Genomic DNA, 17,064 nt, shown 5'->3' on the forward strand with positions numbered 1-17,064 from the left:
CCTGAGCCAGGATCAAACTCTCCGATAAAAGTTTGAATAGCTCTTTAAAAATAAATCTAGAATTAACGTTGACGTATTGTCTTGTTTTGTTCAGTTTTCAAGGTTCAATGTGTAAGCGCTTCGTTTGAAGCGACCCTTACTATGTTACATGAATGTTAACTTGTTGTCAACAACTTTTTAAAAGAAGTTTTTATCAAGTTTTTCATATTGTGTGTCGCGTTTTGCGGCAACAGATAATACTATACCACCATAAAAACCCCGGCGCAAGAGTTTTTATGATTCTTTTTTAACTTCTATATAATATCAGTCTAATGACATTGTTTCCTTTCATTTTTACGTAAAAGAATGAGCTCCTTTAGTCCCGATTGAGTGTTTGCACCAAATTAATATCTGCCTTCCTTTTCGATATGATTCAATAAAAAAACAGCCAAGGCTGAACCCTCGGCTGTTTTTACATATCTTATTAGTCACGGTGACGCATCAATGGGAATAATAGTACGTCCCGGATAGAAGGGGAATTGGTTAACAGCATAACAAGTCTGTCGATGCCGATACCCAGGCCACCAGTCGGCGGCATTCCGTATTCAAGAGCCTCGATGAAATCATTATCCATCATGTGGGCTTCGTCGTTTCCTTCTTCTCTTTCTTTTAATTGTGCCTCAAAGCGTTCTCTTTGATCGATTGGATCATTAAGCTCCGTGAAGGCATTGGCATGTTCACGGCCTACGATGAATAGTTCAAAGCGATCCGTGAAGCGCGGGTCTTCGTCATTCTTCTTCGCAAGTGGAGAGATTTCCACAGGATGACCATAAATGAAAGTAGGCTGAATCAGCTTATCTTCCACCTTTTGTTCGAAGAATTCATTGACGACGTGACCATATTGCATGTTGCCTTTGATTTCGATGCCGTGTTCTTTCGCAAGGGCACGGGCATCTTCATCGGACATTTCCTGCCAGAAATCTACACCTGTGTGCTCTTTAACGGCGTCTACCATATGAAGACGAGTCCATTCCGGCTCAAGATTGATTTCATTGTCAGCGTATTGAACTGTGGTAGATCCGAATACTTCCTTTGCAATATGGGCAACAAGATTTTCAGTTAGAGCCATGATATCACGGTAATCCGCATACGCTTCATAAAGCTCGATCATCGTGAACTCAGGGTTATGTCTTGTTGAAACTCCCTCGTTACGGAATACACGTCCAATTTCGTATACTTTTTCAAGCCCGCCAACGATCAGGCGTTTTAGATGAAGCTCGATTGCGATACGCATATAAAGCGGCATATCAAGAGCGTTATGATGTGTATTGAATGGACGGGCAGAAGCCCCACCTGCGATTGCGTGCATCATTGGTGTTTCTACTTCCAGATAACCGTTATTGTCCAGATATCTTCTCATGGATTGAATGATGCGGCTGCGGGCGATGAACGTTTCTTTGCTTTCCTGACTTGTAATCAGATCGAGATAACGTTGACGATAACGCTGTTCAACGTCTTTTAAACCGTGGAATTTTTCAGGAAGCGGGCGAAGTGCTTTCGTCAGCAGGTGGAATTCTTTCGCTTTAACAGAAAGTTCCCCTACCTTTGTTTTGAATACAGTACCCGTGATCCCTACGATATCACCAAGGTCTGCTGTATTGAAAACCTCATATGCTTCTTCACCGATGGCATCTTTACGAACATAGATTTGAACTTGTCCAGCCAGATCCTGAAGATGGGCAAATCCCGCTTTACCTTTTCCACGCTTCGTCATGATACGACCTGCGATCGTGACAGTGATATCTTTCTCTTCCAGTTCCTCTTTAGAAAACTCATCGAATTGAGATTTGATATCCGATGAACTGTGTGTACGATCATATCGTTTACCGAATGGATCCTGTCCCTTTTCACGGATGGCTTCCATCTTTTCGCGTCTGACGCGAAGCTGGTCATTGATTTCTTCGTGACTCATGTGTTTCACTCCTATTCTATCTGCTTGCTTTAGTAGACTAATACGGTTATATACCATACTATTTTACACAATATCTATGTTTGTAACACCCCTAAAGTATGAGTAATTTCAGAAACGTACGCCAGGGTGCCCGAAAACCTATTGAAAAAATCTAAAAAAGGCCGATCCAATTGGGTGACAGTGTCACATATTGGTTACAGCCTTATCTAGAATAACATAAAAAGGAATACAGGTGAATCAAGCGGCTTTTACTCACTACGGCCAGATTCTTCTTGAGGCATCAGATCGTTCAGTGGAATCTCCAGGACTTCCGCAACGTTCTCCAGAAAATCCTCTTTCGGTATCCGACTCCCCCGTTCCACTTCCCCAAGGACCGAAACGGAGATGGAGAGTTCCTTGGCCAAACTTTCCTGAGTAAATCCTTTTAACTTTCTGAATGCACGAATGCGTCTTCCCCATTTATCTGTTTCCATAACCGAACTCCTTCTTTGTCAGGTATTTCGTCCAGAAATTCAGCCAACGGGGCATTAAAAGACGGGTGCTCAATACTCGGAGCCACCTCTAATAACGGGATTAATACAAATGCTCTTTCTTGCATTCTTGGATGAGGGATGAGAAGATTCTCTGCTTCGATCGTTTCGTGATTAAAGAGTAGGATATCGAGGTCGATTATCCTCGGACCCCATTTGAACTCCCTTTCCCTTCCAAGGTCGATTTCCACCTGCAAGCACTGATGTAATAGAGTTTCTGGACTTAAACTGGTACGAATTTCGATGACCATGTTCAAAAATTGATCTTGTTCTGTAAATCCTACCGGGTCTGTTTCATACAGAGAGGATCGTTTCGTTACCTCTATCTTACCATGACTGCCTAAGATGTTTATGGCTTTTTCTAAATAACCCGCCCTGTCTCCCATATTGGAACCAAGGGAAATATATGCAGTATTCATCCTATCGACTCCTATTAATCTCCACCGCTACCGATCGGTAATGACCAGGAATGGGTGGATCAGGCTTGATTAGTGTGATTTTACAGCTCTTGACAGCGTTGAATGTTTTCAGGATCCGGGAAGAGATGTCTTCAGCAACAGCTTCGACCAGATTCCTGGGCTCTCCTTCCACAACACTTTTGGTGATGGAATAGATCTCCGCATAGTTTACGGAGTCTTCAAGCTGATCGCTTTGACCGGACTTCCTTAAATCTAAATGCAACTCTACACTAACACGAAAACGTTGTCCAAGTTTGTTCTCCTCCTGGAATACACCGTGATAGCCGTAAAACTCCATTTCGTTCAATAGAATCTTATCCATACCTTTTCTCCTTTCCAACGAGGACATCCATCATTTTTGCCATGCGTGCCATTTCCTTCACATCATGAACACGTACGATGTGACAGCCTTTTTGAATACCGTAGCAAACTGTAGCCCCCGTCCCCTCCATCCTCTCCTCCACAGGGAGATCAAGGACATGTCCGATGATGGATTTCCGTGACGTTCCGAGCAGGACAGGATAGCCAAGGGAGACGATGGCATCCAGATGCCTCATCATATCTATGTTCAATTGTACTGTTTTGGCAAAACCAATGCCAGGATCGAGGATGATCTGTTCATCTTTTACACCCGACCCCTTAGCGATGAAGATACTCTCCTGCAAATCTTGAATCGCATCCCGCACGAAGTGGCTGTATTCCCGATTATCCCGGTTATGCATGAGAATGATCGGGGCACCGGTATCCGCTGCTACCCGTGCCATTTCAGGGTCCTTTTTCGCACCCCATACATCATTAATGATGCTTGCGCCTGCTTCAAGCGCTTTTCTTGCTGTGGCAGCCTTATACGTGTCAATGGAGATTGGTACGTTCACTTCCCGGGCGATCGCTTCAATAATCGGCACAACCCGGGAAATCTCTTCTTCGGCAGGTACGACCTCGTGGCCTGGCCGGGTCGACTCCCCCCCTATATCAATGATGTCTGCACCCATCTCCACCATTTCTTTCGCCCGTTCCACAGCCCGGTCTAACTCATTGAAAGACCCGCCGTCAGAGAATGAATCGGGCGTGATATTCAGTATCCCCATGATAAGGGTCTTCTCTGTAAAATCAAGTTCGTATGTTCCGCACTTCACTGCGTCATCCCCCTCTCATCATTTCCTGTATGGAATTCAAGTGTCGTGTATATTTCGTGTACTGCTCATGAAAGAGCCCTACGTACTTCCCATGTCTCCCCGGTAATCGTATAGAATCCATTTTGTTTACCGGTATGATCTCTTGAACGGAATTCGTGAAAAACACTTCATCCGCTTCAAGCATTTCCACTTTTTCAAACATCCCGACCTGTACCGGTATATTCAATCGATCGGCAAGAGCCAGGATGAACTGCCTGGTGATCCCGTTTAACAGTCCGGTTTCCACCGACGGCGTATATAATCCTCCGTCCTTTACCCAGAAGAGGTTGGAGGTGATCCCTTCACAGAGGAACCCTTCTTTTGACAGAAAGATCCCTTCTTTATCCACGGTTGCTCCGATTTCCCTTTTTGCCGCCATATTGTTCAGGTAATGATGGGATTTGAGACGTTCTTCCGTTTCCGGAGTGTTTCTCCTAAGCTTTAGGAACACCCCTTCCTTTTCCTTTAATGGGGCGGAAGGCGGTAACTCCTTTTGAAAAAGGATGACGGTTGCCTCCTCATAAGGAGTCGTCTTCAAGCCGATTTCTCCTGGTCCGCCTGACACATTGAACCGGCAATACGCATCCTTAAGGTCGTTTTTCTTTAACAGATCCGAGATGGTCCACCTGATCGTTTCCTCATCCAGGTGGGCTTCAATATTCAATTCCTTTAACCCCAGTGATAGTCTGTTCAGATGATCCTTTAGCAAAAAGGGATGACCGTCATAGGTTCGAAAGGTTTCAAATACTCCCATCCCGTACAAGTAGCCGTGATCGAATGGAGAAATGACCGCTTCTGACTGGTGTACGATGTCCCCGTTCATATATAGATACATGGGTCAGGACATCCCTACTTTTTTATACGCGTTCAGAAAGTTAAGGAGCAGCCGCTTCCCCTGCTCCGTCATGATGGATTCAGGGTGGAACTGTACTCCCTCCACGGGAAGGTATTTATGTCTGATTGCCATGATCTCTCCCTGTGCCGTTTCCGCTGAAATGTCGAAGCAATCCGGAAGGGTCTCCCGTTTAACGATCAGGGAATGATACCTCGTTGCATTGAAAGGATTCGGCATTCCTTCAAATACGGTTTTCCCGTCATGGATCATCGGGGAGACCTTTCCGTGCATCAACCGTTCGGCACGAATGACATCTCCTCCGAAAACCTGGGCGATCGACTGATGTCCGAGACAGACGCCGAAGATCGGAATCTTCCCGGCAAATGTCCGGATCGCCTCAAGACTTACACCCGCTTCGTTCGGGCTGCACGGACCAGGAGAAATCATCAAATAATCCGGGGACAAAGCTTCAATTTCATCGGGGGTGATCTCATCGTTTCGCTTCACGATCAGTTCCTCCCCAAGCTCCCCTAAAAATTGCACAAGATTATAGGTAAATGAATCATAGTTATCAATCATGAGAATCATAGATTTTCTCCTTCCGCCATTGCCTTTGCGACCCAGAGGGCTTTCGCTTTCTTGAGGGATTCTTTGTATTCGTACGCCGGATTGGAATCGATCACCACTCCCGCTCCTGCTTGGATGTGACCTTTTCCTTCTTTTACAAGCATCGTCCGTATGACGATGTTCAATTCCATATCGCCATTGAGACCGATCCAGCCAATGGAGCCTGTATAAATGCCCCTCCTGACCGGTTCAAGCTCTTCGATGATCTCCATCGTCCTCACTTTGGGCGCACCGGTAATCGTTCCCCCGGGAAAAACGGATCGAATGACATCCGCCCCTGTTTTGGTTTCATCCAGTTTGCCCCTGACATTGGATACGATGTGCATGACGTGGGAATATTTTTCGATCACCATGAACTCGTTGACTTCGACTGTCCCGTACTGGCATACCTTCCCCAGGTCATTCCGCTCAAGATCCACAAGCATCACATGCTCGGCTCTCTCTTTTTCATTATGGATCAGTTCAAGGGCAAGTCTCTCATCCTCATCCGCATCCTTCCCACGGGACCGGGTACCTGCAATCGGCCTCGTGCTAACTTCCGTTCCTTTTTTCTTCACGAGCAGTTCAGGTGACCCGGAAACAATCTGGAAATCAGGGCTATGGATATAACTCATATAAGGAGAGGGATTTAATTCCCGAAGCTTTTTATAAACCTCATATGGCTCTGTTCTCAACTGTTGAGACTGCCGGACAGATAAATTCACCTGAAAGACATCCCCCTGTGAGATATAAGCTTGAATTCTTTTCACTGCTTCTGAGAATTCTTCCTCATCCATCGACACTTCAACATCCGCCATGTCGTCATTAGGACCCTTCTTCTTTTCATTCCTGGATGGCAGGACATTATCCCATGAGGCTGTCCACTGTGAAAGCTTCGCCTCTGCCGATTCCGGATCCTGCTCGGATAAAATCATTGTCCATATACAATTCTCCTGGTGATCGAAGACCGCCCACTCTTTCAGGTAGTAAAAATAAAGGTCGGGAATCTCCAGATCATCACGTCCCAGCGAAGGAAGTTTCTCGATCTTTCTTGCATAGTCATAACTAAGAAAACCGATCACTCCCCCCTGGAAGTCAGGGAGATCCTCTCTTCTTTCCGTTCGATGGGGGGTCATCCATTTTTCCAATTGAATCAATGGATCTCCATGTATCACTTCAGCTCCAGTAGAGTCTTGTATTCTCAAACCTTCCGGAATACTTTGTAAAATGACGTCAGGTTGCAGTCCAGCCACACTATATCGACCACCCCGTCCGCTTTCTAACAAAATGTGATGTGTTTGATGCTGACTGAGCTGTTCATATGCTGCGAAGAATTGTTCTTTGGTTGTATGTTTTTTATGAAAATACAGGTGCTGCACGGACCCCTCACACTCCTAATGTTTATCTCCTTTCATGATACATGAACTTCGGGAAGGTTTCATCGTTAAAAAAATGAAATTATCATAGGCTGAGAGGTTTTTTAAACATAAAAAATGGACCCCGAAGCAACGTGCACTTCAGGATCCTGCATTCAAATTCTATTCTTCATCAAATTGGTATAGTGGGGTGCTTAAATAGCGTTCCCCGTTACTAGGGAGGATGGCGAGCACTTTTTTGCCCTTCCCTAACTTCTTCGCTACTTCAAGGGCTGCATAGATGGCTGCCCCGGAGGAAATTCCGCCCAGGACACCTTCTTCTTTTGCTGCTCTTCTTGCATACTCAAAAGCTGAATCCTTATCGACCTGTATGACATGGTCATATACATCTGTATCTAAAATTTCAGGGATGAATCCGGCACCGATCCCCTGAATTTTATGAGGACCCGGCTTTCCTCCTGATAAGACTGGGGAATCAGACGGCTCGACTGCGTATAATTCAACCGATGGATAATGCTTTTTCAACACTTCACCAACACCTGTAATCGTTCCGCCAGTACCGATCCCTGCGATAAAGGCATCAAGCTGATCACCCATCTGCTCAACGATTTCCGGTCCGGTCGTTTCACGATGAACCTTGGGATTAGCTTCGTTTTTAAATTGCTGCGGCATGAAGAAGCCTTTTTCTTTCGACAGCTCTTCCGCTTTGCGAATGGCGCCATTCATTCCTTCAGAACCCGGTGTCAACACAAGTTCTGCACCGTAGGCTCGTAACAGGTTGCGCCTTTCTGTACTCATCGTGTCAGGCATGACGAGCAAAGAACGGTAACCTTTAGCGGCAGCGACCATGGCAAGGCCGATACCCGTGTTGCCGCTTGTCGGCTCAACGATGGTATCTCCGGGTTTGATCGTACCTGCAGCTTCCCCTGCTTCAATCATGGCCAGGGCGATCCGGTCTTTCACGGAACTGCCCGGATTCATGTATTCTAATTTTAAATAAACATCCGCACTATTCTCATCCACTAATCGATTCAGTTTTACCACTGGAGTCTGACCTATTAATTCTGAAATTGAATTGGCTACTCGCACCATTCGTTCATCACTCCTAATTCCAAGTAAATTTGTTGGTTTTAATAAAATGTAACAATATTCAATATATTTGTCAACGATATTGCTTTTCTTTTCCGGGCACTGCTCTACGACCGACGCCGCGATGCACACCCTCCTCACTCACCTACATTTATATGCACCTTGCACTTATCCTATGTTTCGTTGAAAGGGTTCGAACTATGTAAAAGGAGCTGACCGAAGCCAGCTCCTTCATTATTCCTGTTTGCCATAAAACCACTCGACGTCCACTTCATCCCAAAAGGATTCAGGCTTTAGCGGTGTTTCGACTTGCTCTAATGCAATCTGCCTGCGAATTTGTGATTTTACTTCCTTAAACGAAAAATCCCTCTCCTTCAGGATACCGTCTACATAATAAATCACATAGTCTGAATCCTGTTGAATCGGTGATGTCCATTCACCCTGTGATAACGGTTCTACCTCCGCCTTCGCTTCCGGGGAAAGAATATCCCCATCAATGGGAACATACCCAATGTCCCCTCCTAAATGTGCGCTTTGCTCATCGGTAGAGCGCTCCATGGCCAATGCTTCAAAGTTAGATCCGCCATCGAGTTCCTTCAGAACCTGCTCCGCTTCTGTTCGATCCGCTACCTTTAATTGCTTCAGCTTATACATTTTAGGGATTGAATACTGGTCCTCATTCTGAGCATAGAATTTTTTCATCTCTTTTTCAGGAACCTGAACGTCCTTCGTAATGAGCTCCTCTAATAATAATTCAGATTTGATCTGCTCTTTCAGCGTAGCTTCATCTTCAAGATTCTCTTCATCATAGGCATTATAAACCGATTGAATAAGGTAGTATTCCTGTTCTACTTCTTTATTTGAAACAGAAATATCGTATTTCTTCGCCAGGTGGTCGATCACTTTTTGATTGACCATGGCCCTCAGTTCTTCTTTACCATGTTGCTGCTCCAGTGCGTATAACCAATCCTCCCGGGTAACGGATTCCCCGCCGACCGATGCCACTACTTCCGGAGTACCGACTTTCCGTGAGGACCAGTTCCACACAAGCGTGATCAGATTCGTGACAAGCAGTACTCCGATGACCACCATGAGTACAGACCGTTTAATTCTCATTTCTCCCATTCTCCCTGGATGTAATTTATTCCTTAGCGCTTGCTTTCAGTTCTTCTAATTCTTCTTTAGAAAATATATAGGTTTCATTACAGAAATGACAGCTTGCTTCCGCACTGCCGTCTTCATCGATCATCTCTTGAATTTCCTGTTCCCCTAAGCTGATGATGGCATTCGAGAAACGCTCTTTATTGCATTGGCACTTAAATGCTACTGGAAGTGTTTCGAGTACTTTGACTTCCCCTTTTCCAAGTACTTCTTCCAATACCTCTTCAGGACTAAGGCCTTTTTCGATCAATTTAGAGATTGGAGGGATTTTCGCCAGACGTTCCTCAATCTTTGTAATCGTCTCATCCTCTGTACCGGGCATAAGCTGGAGGATGAATCCTCCTGCAGCTAGTATCGAGTTGTCTGGATTGACCAGCACTCCGACCCCAACTGAAGAAGGCACTTGTTCTGACGTGACGAAATAATAGGTGAAGTCTTCCCCAAGTTCTCCCGATACAATGGGAACCTGACCTGAGAAATGATCTCTCATACCGATATCCTTTACAATCGATAACGTACCTTCCGTACCGACCGCACGGCGGACATCAAGCTTTCCGTGCTCATTCAAATCAAAGTGGACATGTGGATTGGTCACGTATCCTCTGACCTCACCTTTTGCATTGCTGTCCACAAGGATGGCTCCGATCGGACCGCCGCCTTCTACTTTGATCGTCAATTTATTTTCACCTTTGAGCATAGCCCCCATCATCACACCGGCACTGATGCTTCGACCAAGTGCTGCAGATGCAGTCGGCCATGTACCATGTCTTCTTTGGGCTTCTCCTACTGTATCCGTACTTTTGACAGCATACGCACGTACTTGTCCGTCATAGGCTAACGCCTTTACTAAATAGTCACTCATGGTTGTAGCTCCTTTCACTCTAGTTCATGTTTCTCTTATAGATTAATTTTAGCCCTTTCAACGTCAAGAATGGATCTACTACGTCAATGCTATTGGATTCTTTCGAAATCAGCGTGGCCAATCCTCCTGTTGCAATGACCGTTGGCTCCTTCTTACTTTGTGCTTTCATTCTTTGAACGATACCTTCGACTTGTCCGACATATCCATAAAGGATACCCGCCTGCATAGCTGTGACGGTATTCTTACCGATGATCTGTTCCGGACGGGCGATTTCGATCCTTGGCAGTTTGGCCGCCTTCGAGTACAGGGCCTCCGTTGATATACCGATTCCCGGGGCAATCGCACCACCCATATATTGTCGTTCTTCATTGATATAGCAATACGTCGTCGCTGTACCGAAGTCAACGATGATAAGCGGGCCGCCATACTCGTGAATGCCAGCGACTGCATTGACGATCCGGTCCGCTCCGACTTCCCTGGGATTTTCGTACTTTATGTTCAAGCCTGTCTTAATCCCTGGTCCAACGACAAGTGGAGTAATATGAAAATACTTCTCGCACATGCGTTCCAAACTGAACATGATTGGAGGGACAACGGAAGAAATGATGATTCCGTCAATTTCCTCAAACGTCAGATTCACATGCTCAAATAGATTCTTTACAAGCATGCCAAACTCATCTTCTGTTTTATGTCGATTCGTTTCAGCTCTCCAATGATATTTTAAATGGTCATTTTCATACACACCAAACACGATATTGGTATTCCCTACATCCATTACAAAAATCAATATCCTCACCTACTAAGCCAATTGTTTTCACACTGCCAACATCATACCATAATTTATTTAGAATAGGTACAAAAGCGGAACCGGCTGGTCAGACCCGACAAGCATAAGACGAACCGGCCAGAAAAGCGTTCTTTGCAGGCCCAGCGAACCATGACAACCCGTGTGTTAGCAGAATCCAGCCGTTTTCATAAGTAATTCAGCGGAAATACTCCTTTATTCAGCCAGAATCACTGAAAATCCAGCCGATTTTAAGAAAAATCCGGCCGAAAAAAAACATAATCCAGCCGTTAAACAATATTATCCAAATCAACAAAACAATCTAATCCGAATTCTACCCGGCACAACACAAAAAAGATGCACCCACGAATGGATGCATCCTTTTTTATTTACGTGCGATCAGAAGTAGAGTCGTCTTCTTTGGAAGTCGTGTCTTCTACAATCGCAGTTTCTTCATTTTTCTTCTGGATATTCACCTTCACGTCACTGTTTTCCTGATCGGATTCATACGTGCGTTCAGGCAATTTGCCGTGATCCATTAGAGACTTGATTTGCGCTGCGTCTAATGTTTCTACATCCAATAAAGTTTTGGCAATGAGTTCAAGCTTGTCACGGTTCTCAGTAAGAATCCGCTTCGCTCTCTCATAGCTGTCTTTAATGAGACGCTGCATTTCTAAGTCAATTTCATACGCGATGGCATCTGAATAGTTTTGTTCACTATTGATGTCACGTCCAAGGAACACTTGACCACCTTGGGATTGACCGAACTGAAGTGGTCCGAGCTTGTCACTCATACCATATTCAGTGACCATTTTACGGGCAATTCCAGTTGCACGTTGGAAGTCATTGTGCGCACCAGTGGATACATCTCCGAAGATGATTTCCTCTGCCACACGACCACCGAGTAATCCGGTAATCTTATCAAGAAGCTCAGGCTTCGTCATGAAGTAACGATCTTCCTTAGGAAGCATGACAGCGTAGCCGCCAGCCTGCCCACGAGGAACGATGGTTACTTTATGTACCATGTCAGCTTCATCAAGGACTAACCCAATCACGGTATGACCCGCTTCGTGGAATGCAACGATTTTACGTTCTTTTTCAGATATGACGCGGCTCTTCTTCGCAGGACCTGCAATGACACGGTCGGTTGCTTCGTCGATATCACGCATATCGATTTTCTTTTTGTCCTCACGAGCCGCAACAAGTGCCGCTTCGTTCAGAAGGTTTTCCAAGTCGGCTCCGGAGAAACCTGGTGTTCTCATGGCAATCGCTTTTAGATCGACTGAATCATCAAGCGGTTTGTTATGAGAATGTACTTTAAGGACAGCTTCACGGCCTTTTAAGTCTGGACGATCTACTGTGATTTGACGGTCGAAACGTCCTGGACGCAATAATGCCGGATCCAGAATGTCAGGTCTGTTCGTTGCAGCAACGATGATGATTCCTTCGTTCGCTCCGAAACCATCCATCTCAACAAGCAACTGGTTCAGGGTTTGCTCACGCTCATCGTGACCTCCGCCCAAGCCTGCTCCACGCTGACGACCGACTGCATCAATCTCATCGATGAAGATGATACAAGGCGCATTCTTCTTCGCGTTTTCGAATAAATCACGTACACGAGATGCACCGACACCGACAAACATCTCAACGAAGTCGGAACCACTGATTGAGAAGAATGGAACTCCCGCTTCTCCAGCTACCGCTCGTGCAAGTAGGGTTTTACCGGTACCAGGAGGTCCCACTAGAAGGACACCCTTCGGAATACGGGCACCCACTTCAGAGAACTTGCGTGGATCCTTTAAGAATTCCACTACCTCTACAAGCTCCTGCTTTTCTTCATCTGCTCCCGCTACATCTTTAAAGCGGACTTTCTTCTTCTCTTCACTGTAAAGCTTTGCCTTACTCTTACCGAAGTTCATGACACGGCTTCCGCCGCCTTGAGCTTGGTTAAGTAAGAAGAAGAACAGAATGAAGATGATGACAAACGGAATGATGGTTGTGAAGAAAGATACCCAGCCGCTTGTTTCCTTGGCCTGTAATACTTCCACATCAATGCCCTGCTCTGACGCAGCCGCATTGATTTTATCCATCAGCTTTCCATCTGTAGTAAGGACATAGGTCAAGAAGTACTCTCCTTCTTTAGCCCCTTCCATCTGTCCTTTTACTTCATAAACACCTCTGCCAGGTTGAATTGAAAAAGAAGAAACATCTCCGTCTTCAAGGTTATTAATAAATGTACTGTACTCGATATTTTTGGTTGGCTCGTTGTTGTTGCTGAAATAACTCACCACACCTATGATCACTAAAAAGACCAGTAAATAGAATATGGTGTTTCGAAAGATCCGGTTCATCCCTTACCTCCTCCCACGGGTAAACAAACTAAGTAAAATAGTATCATAGAAAATCATGGCATTACAACAAATTGCACTTACAAGATTCCTCTTTAGAATATACTTATTCTCCTGTTGTATACACTCTTGGTTTTAAAACACCGATATACGGCAGATTACGATATCTTTCAGCGTAATCAAGGCCATATCCGACCACGAACTCGTCAGGAACAATAAAGCCCACATAGTCCGCTTTGATATCTGCTTTACGACCGGTTGGCTTGTCAAGCAGAGTCACAATGCTGATGGATTTTGCCTTACGATAGCGGAAAAGCTCTACCAGATAGCTTAATGTTAATCCGCTGTCGATGATATCTTCAATGATGAGGATATCACGACCTTCCACTTTCGTATCTAAATCTTTCACAATCTTTACTTCTCCGGAAGAGACAGTAGAGTTCCCGTAGCTGGATACATCCATGAAATCCATTTCCATATGAGTATCCATGCGCTTACAAAGGTCAGCCATAAAGGGCATCGCACCTTTTAAAACGCCAATCGCCAAAGGAAAACGATCTTGATATTCCTCTGTTAATTGTGCACCTAACGCTTTAATCTTTTCTTGAAGTTCTTCTTCTGAAATTAACACTTTCTCAATATCTTGGTTTAACAATGTTCAACTGCCTCCTAGAAGATGATTGCTTGTAAATTGTAGTACTAAACTATTTTCCTGCTCTTCTCCCAAATCGTAAATAGACTTCTTCATGCCCGGAACCCAGAGTATACGTTGTTCAGCGTCCACTACAACCGGCCACTCCTCACGAAGGTGAGCGGGAAGTTTATGATCGATAAAGAGGGTTTTCAGCTTCTTGGAGCCTTCCATCCCCTTCACTTTCATTCTATCCCTACTTCTTCTCGTTCGCACGTAAAGAGGGAGGGACACAGTGCTTGGATCAAGATAGATCACATCACTGGTACAGTCCGGGGTGTGCGGGGAAGAATAGAGATGAAACTGATATTCACCTTGAATGTCCAGCCCCTTATCAACCTTCAGCTCATAACAATATGGAACCTCGGTCAAGGCTAATTCTCCAAAGTGAAAATAGCATGTATGATACGCACGTGTTACCTTAAGCCCCTTTGGTAAGTCTATGCTGGCATTCGGCGCTTTTCCTTTTAAAATACCCAATACATCGTAAATATGTATAGACGATAAGGAAGATGGTCTTCGTTTGTAAAGATAGTTTAATATTAGATTAATCCCTCTTCTTTGTAAAGGCTGAGCCATTGCAAGAAAACCATCGATATGTATTGAGGAGTAATCCCCGGTGTTATTCCATACCTTATTCAACTTTTCCTTTGTTAATTCCTCTAAATATGCCTCATCTTCTGCCAATTCTTCACTAAATCGTTGGAATTGAAGATGGACATGAGGGTTTTCCTGTTTTAAGAATGGAAGGATTCTCTTTCTAAACCGATTCCTTGTATAAGCTTCCTTCTGGTTACTGGGATCTCTTCGCGGCTCTAGATCATGCCTATCACAATAGTTCTCGATCTCCATTTTAGTCACAGTCAGGAACGGCCGGATAATGTCGCCGTCAGCAAATGATCGTTTCAGGGGAATGCCGGCTCTACTCGCCCCCGATGCCCCTCTTGTCAATTTCATCAGGATGGTTTCGATTTGATCATCCCCATGATGACCCAAGGCAAGCTTGGTTGCTGACACCTCTCTCATGACTTCCTCCAAAAACCCATAACGAATCTTTCGGGCCATATCCTGCATACTTCCATTTTCGGCTTCGATTTCCTTCGAAACATCCACTCTTTCTCCGTAAAAGGGGATATTCCGCTGATGACAGAAATCCCGGACGAACTGAAGCTCCTGAAAGGATTCGTCCCCCCTGAACATATGATCCAGATGGGCCGCCGCCACTTCCACCCCTAACTCACCTTTGTTCGAGTCAAGAAAGTGCAGCAGCGCCAGGGAATCAGGACCACCTGATACTGCTACCAGAATGCGGTCGCCCTTTTGAATGAGCCGGTGATCTTGAATGAATCGTTTTGTCGTATGCTCTAACATTGTGCTTCCTCTTCCTAAAACCATTTTCCCCATTGTATCAATTTCTACTGGTTTCTCACACCGTTAAGCTACAGCAATTCCCCATAAATATACAAAACGTACAGGAGAGATACAATGATCACGACAAGCACAGTCTCCAGAAAGTGACTTGAATTTTTATTCCGCTGATTTTGATATCTGCTTGGGTGGGGGGAAGATGTTCTTACAGTAGAGCTTTGCGGAACGGATTTTTGGGCCTTCGGTTTAGGTTTCGGCTGCTGCACCGGCTGGGCATGAGAAAGTCCATGTAAAAGACTCTCTCTCATTTCATTGGCAGATTGAAATTTGCCTTCGAGGGAAGCAAGGATCGTCCCTGCAAACTTTTTCAGCTGGTCCTTGGAATCCACAGCCTGCCTCAGTTGTTTTATATTCCCTTCCCCGGTCTTGGTGAAACGCGTTGGATGGGCCAAATTAATAAGAATCATCCCTACTGAGAAAAGATCATAGGAAGGTTCCGCCCTCCTGGATCCCCCTATCCAATATCCCCTATCAAAAAACTCCGTAAACTCCTTGATCGCCCGGCCATTGATGGTCGTGCCCCCAACGTCAATACAGCGAATTCTGTAAGGAGGACCCGTCACAATTAAGTTTTCTGGCTTTAAATCCCCAAAGACCCATCCTTCCTTATGAATCCGCTCCAGGTCTGTGAGGAGCTGGGCGACGAGGACACCTGTCCAGGAGAATCCCTTTGATTGAACAAACGACAGGAGATCGGTTCCCTGTATATATTCCATCACGTAGAAATGGATTTTTTGACCCCTTACCTCCCAATCATCCACATCAAGAAGCTTGGGCCCAAGGGGGGAACCTTGGACCTTGGAGAAAGCTTTTAATACATTGACTTCAGATGTAATCGATACATTGCTGTCACTCATTTTCAACGCCTGGTATCCTGAGGACCCTTGCACAAGGTATACAATCCCGTTCGCCCCATATCCCAATTCTTTTACAATCGTATAAATATGTTTATACCACTTGCCTCTTATAACTGTTCCAGGGGGGAAACTAAATGGTTTCTTCGAAGTATTGTTCATCATCGCCACGAGAGAGCAATCCCCTTAATGAACGTTTTTTCTTAAAGTGTGTGATGGCCTCTGAGATCGCAGGCCCCGTTGGAGTGATACCGCCTGGAGACAATTTAGAGAAAATACTCGTCAGTGTTTCGAGCCTTGGTGTCCAATCCAGCAATTTTTCGACATCTTGTCGTTTCCCGGGAAATACAAACACAGAAAACTTGTTATCTCCCATACGTGCATTTAAGCTCAATGACAGATCCAGTAAGGCTTCTTTGACCGTCGGAAGCTTGTGCTTCATGCTTGCTGACGTATCGACAAGAATCAACACTTCCATATCGACGGACTCACCCAGTTCATCCACGACTTCCATAACCTCTCCACGCTGTTCGGGAGGAAGCTCTTCCATGGAGGCAGATTTCCCGAGAATTTGTTTCAACTCTTTATTCACAACTCCCTGCAAGGTCTGGGTCATGGCTTTACGCGTGACCATCTGTACCGTTTGAGAAAGCTGTTGCGCATATACAATCTGGCTCACCCCACCCCCCGATAGAGCAATCCCTTCAATTTCCTGCATTCCATTATCATCTATGACGTCATTGTCCATCACACCAATTACATTGACCGAGATTCCCTGCTCCTTGGCAAGGGCTGCCATCGCAATTGGGTCTTCTCCTTGATTCGAGCAACCATCCGTAATTAAAAGAATTTGACGAAGTGTACCTGGCTTCATCAGACTCCCCTCCTCATTCTAAAGTTGATATCATCTTCGCCG

17 protein-coding genes are annotated in these 17,064 nt (G+C 45.1%); all 17 read right to left on the reverse strand.

Features of this window, described 5'->3' with window-relative positions:
• Nucleotides 1–463: 463 nt before the first annotated feature.
• The 17 genes from lysS to V8G47_RS17230 all read right to left on the reverse strand — a co-directional run bounded on the left by lysS (nucleotide 464) and on the right by V8G47_RS17230 (nucleotide 17,022).
• Nucleotides 464–1,960, reverse strand: coding sequence for a lysine--tRNA ligase (gene lysS / locus V8G47_RS17150; RefSeq protein WP_336201170.1), 1,497 nt, complete (start codon nucleotides 1,958–1,960; stop codon nucleotides 464–466).
• 239 nt (nucleotides 1,961–2,199) lie between these two features.
• Nucleotides 2,200–2,424, reverse strand: a complete 225-nt coding sequence (locus V8G47_RS17155; protein WP_336201171.1) for a helix-turn-helix domain-containing protein — start codon at nucleotides 2,422–2,424, stop codon at nucleotides 2,200–2,202.
• Nucleotides 2,376–2,900: a 2-amino-4-hydroxy-6-hydroxymethyldihydropteridine diphosphokinase gene (gene folK, locus V8G47_RS17160; protein WP_034763018.1), complete on the reverse strand. Its 525-nt coding sequence runs from the start codon at nucleotides 2,898–2,900 to the stop codon at nucleotides 2,376–2,378. Before folK ends, V8G47_RS17155 begins: the two co-directional genes overlap by 49 nt.
• 1 nt (nucleotide 2,901) lies before the next feature.
• Entirely contained in the window at nucleotides 2,902–3,261 is a 360-nt protein-coding gene (gene folB, locus V8G47_RS17165) for a dihydroneopterin aldolase (RefSeq protein WP_336201172.1), read from the reverse strand.
• Nucleotides 3,254–4,027 (reverse strand): dihydropteroate synthase, encoded by a 774-nt coding sequence (gene folP / locus V8G47_RS17170; RefSeq protein ID WP_336201202.1) that lies wholly within the window; start codon nucleotides 4,025–4,027, stop codon nucleotides 3,254–3,256. Before folP ends, folB begins: the two co-directional genes overlap by 8 nt.
• Before the next feature lie 52 nt (nucleotides 4,028–4,079).
• Nucleotides 4,080–4,949, reverse strand: a complete 870-nt coding sequence (pabC, locus tag V8G47_RS17175) for an aminodeoxychorismate lyase (RefSeq protein ID WP_336201173.1) — start codon at nucleotides 4,947–4,949, stop codon at nucleotides 4,080–4,082.
• Nucleotides 4,950–4,952: 3 nt separating this feature from the next.
• Nucleotides 4,953–5,537, reverse strand: a complete 585-nt coding sequence (gene pabA / locus V8G47_RS17180; RefSeq protein WP_336201174.1) for an aminodeoxychorismate/anthranilate synthase component II — start codon at nucleotides 5,535–5,537, stop codon at nucleotides 4,953–4,955.
• Nucleotides 5,534–6,934, reverse strand: a complete 1,401-nt coding sequence (pabB, locus tag V8G47_RS17185) for an aminodeoxychorismate synthase, component I (RefSeq protein WP_336201175.1) — start codon at nucleotides 6,932–6,934, stop codon at nucleotides 5,534–5,536. The genes pabA and pabB overlap by 4 nt, the downstream gene beginning before the upstream one ends.
• A 159-nt stretch (nucleotides 6,935–7,093) precedes the next feature.
• Nucleotides 7,094–8,023, reverse strand: coding sequence for a cysteine synthase A (cysK, locus tag V8G47_RS17190; protein ID WP_159360924.1), 930 nt, complete (start codon nucleotides 8,021–8,023; stop codon nucleotides 7,094–7,096).
• Nucleotides 8,024–8,254: 231 nt separating this feature from the next.
• Entirely contained in the window at nucleotides 8,255–9,136 is an 882-nt protein-coding gene (locus V8G47_RS17195) for a peptidyl-prolyl cis-trans isomerase (protein WP_336201176.1), read from the reverse strand.
• A gap of 25 nt (nucleotides 9,137–9,161) precedes the next feature.
• Complete coding sequence (hslO, locus tag V8G47_RS17200; protein ID WP_336201177.1) at nucleotides 9,162–10,043, reverse strand: Hsp33 family molecular chaperone HslO; 882 nt, start codon at nucleotides 10,041–10,043, stop codon at nucleotides 9,162–9,164.
• A 19-nt stretch (nucleotides 10,044–10,062) separates the two neighbouring features.
• Nucleotides 10,063–10,830: a type III pantothenate kinase gene (locus V8G47_RS17205; protein ID WP_179126166.1), complete on the reverse strand. Its 768-nt coding sequence runs from the start codon at nucleotides 10,828–10,830 to the stop codon at nucleotides 10,063–10,065.
• Nucleotides 10,831–11,216: 386 nt separating this feature from the next.
• Nucleotides 11,217–13,178 (reverse strand): ATP-dependent zinc metalloprotease FtsH, encoded by a 1,962-nt coding sequence (gene ftsH / locus V8G47_RS17210; protein ID WP_336201178.1) that lies wholly within the window; start codon nucleotides 13,176–13,178, stop codon nucleotides 11,217–11,219.
• A gap of 103 nt (nucleotides 13,179–13,281) precedes the next feature.
• Nucleotides 13,282–13,830, reverse strand: coding sequence for a hypoxanthine phosphoribosyltransferase (hpt, locus tag V8G47_RS17215; protein WP_034762998.1), 549 nt, complete (start codon nucleotides 13,828–13,830; stop codon nucleotides 13,282–13,284).
• Nucleotides 13,831–13,833: 3 nt separating this feature from the next.
• Nucleotides 13,834–15,237 (reverse strand): tRNA lysidine(34) synthetase TilS, encoded by a 1,404-nt coding sequence (gene tilS / locus V8G47_RS17220; protein ID WP_336201179.1) that lies wholly within the window; start codon nucleotides 15,235–15,237, stop codon nucleotides 13,834–13,836.
• 68 nt (nucleotides 15,238–15,305) lie between these two features.
• Nucleotides 15,306–16,313: a serine/threonine-protein kinase gene (locus V8G47_RS17225; RefSeq protein ID WP_336201180.1), complete on the reverse strand. Its 1,008-nt coding sequence runs from the start codon at nucleotides 16,311–16,313 to the stop codon at nucleotides 15,306–15,308.
• Nucleotides 16,282–17,022 carry a VWA domain-containing protein gene (locus V8G47_RS17230; protein ID WP_034762994.1) on the reverse strand — a complete coding sequence of 247 codons (741 nt, stop codon included), beginning with the start codon at nucleotides 17,020–17,022 and terminating at the stop codon, nucleotides 16,282–16,284. The genes V8G47_RS17225 and V8G47_RS17230 overlap by 32 nt, the downstream gene beginning before the upstream one ends.
• Between the last annotated feature and the right edge of the window lie 42 nt (nucleotides 17,023–17,064).

Origin of the sequence: Rossellomorea sp. LJF3 (assembly GCF_037046045.1) — a bacterium.
Classification (GTDB): Bacteria; Bacillota; Bacilli; order Bacillales; family Bacillaceae_B; genus Rossellomorea.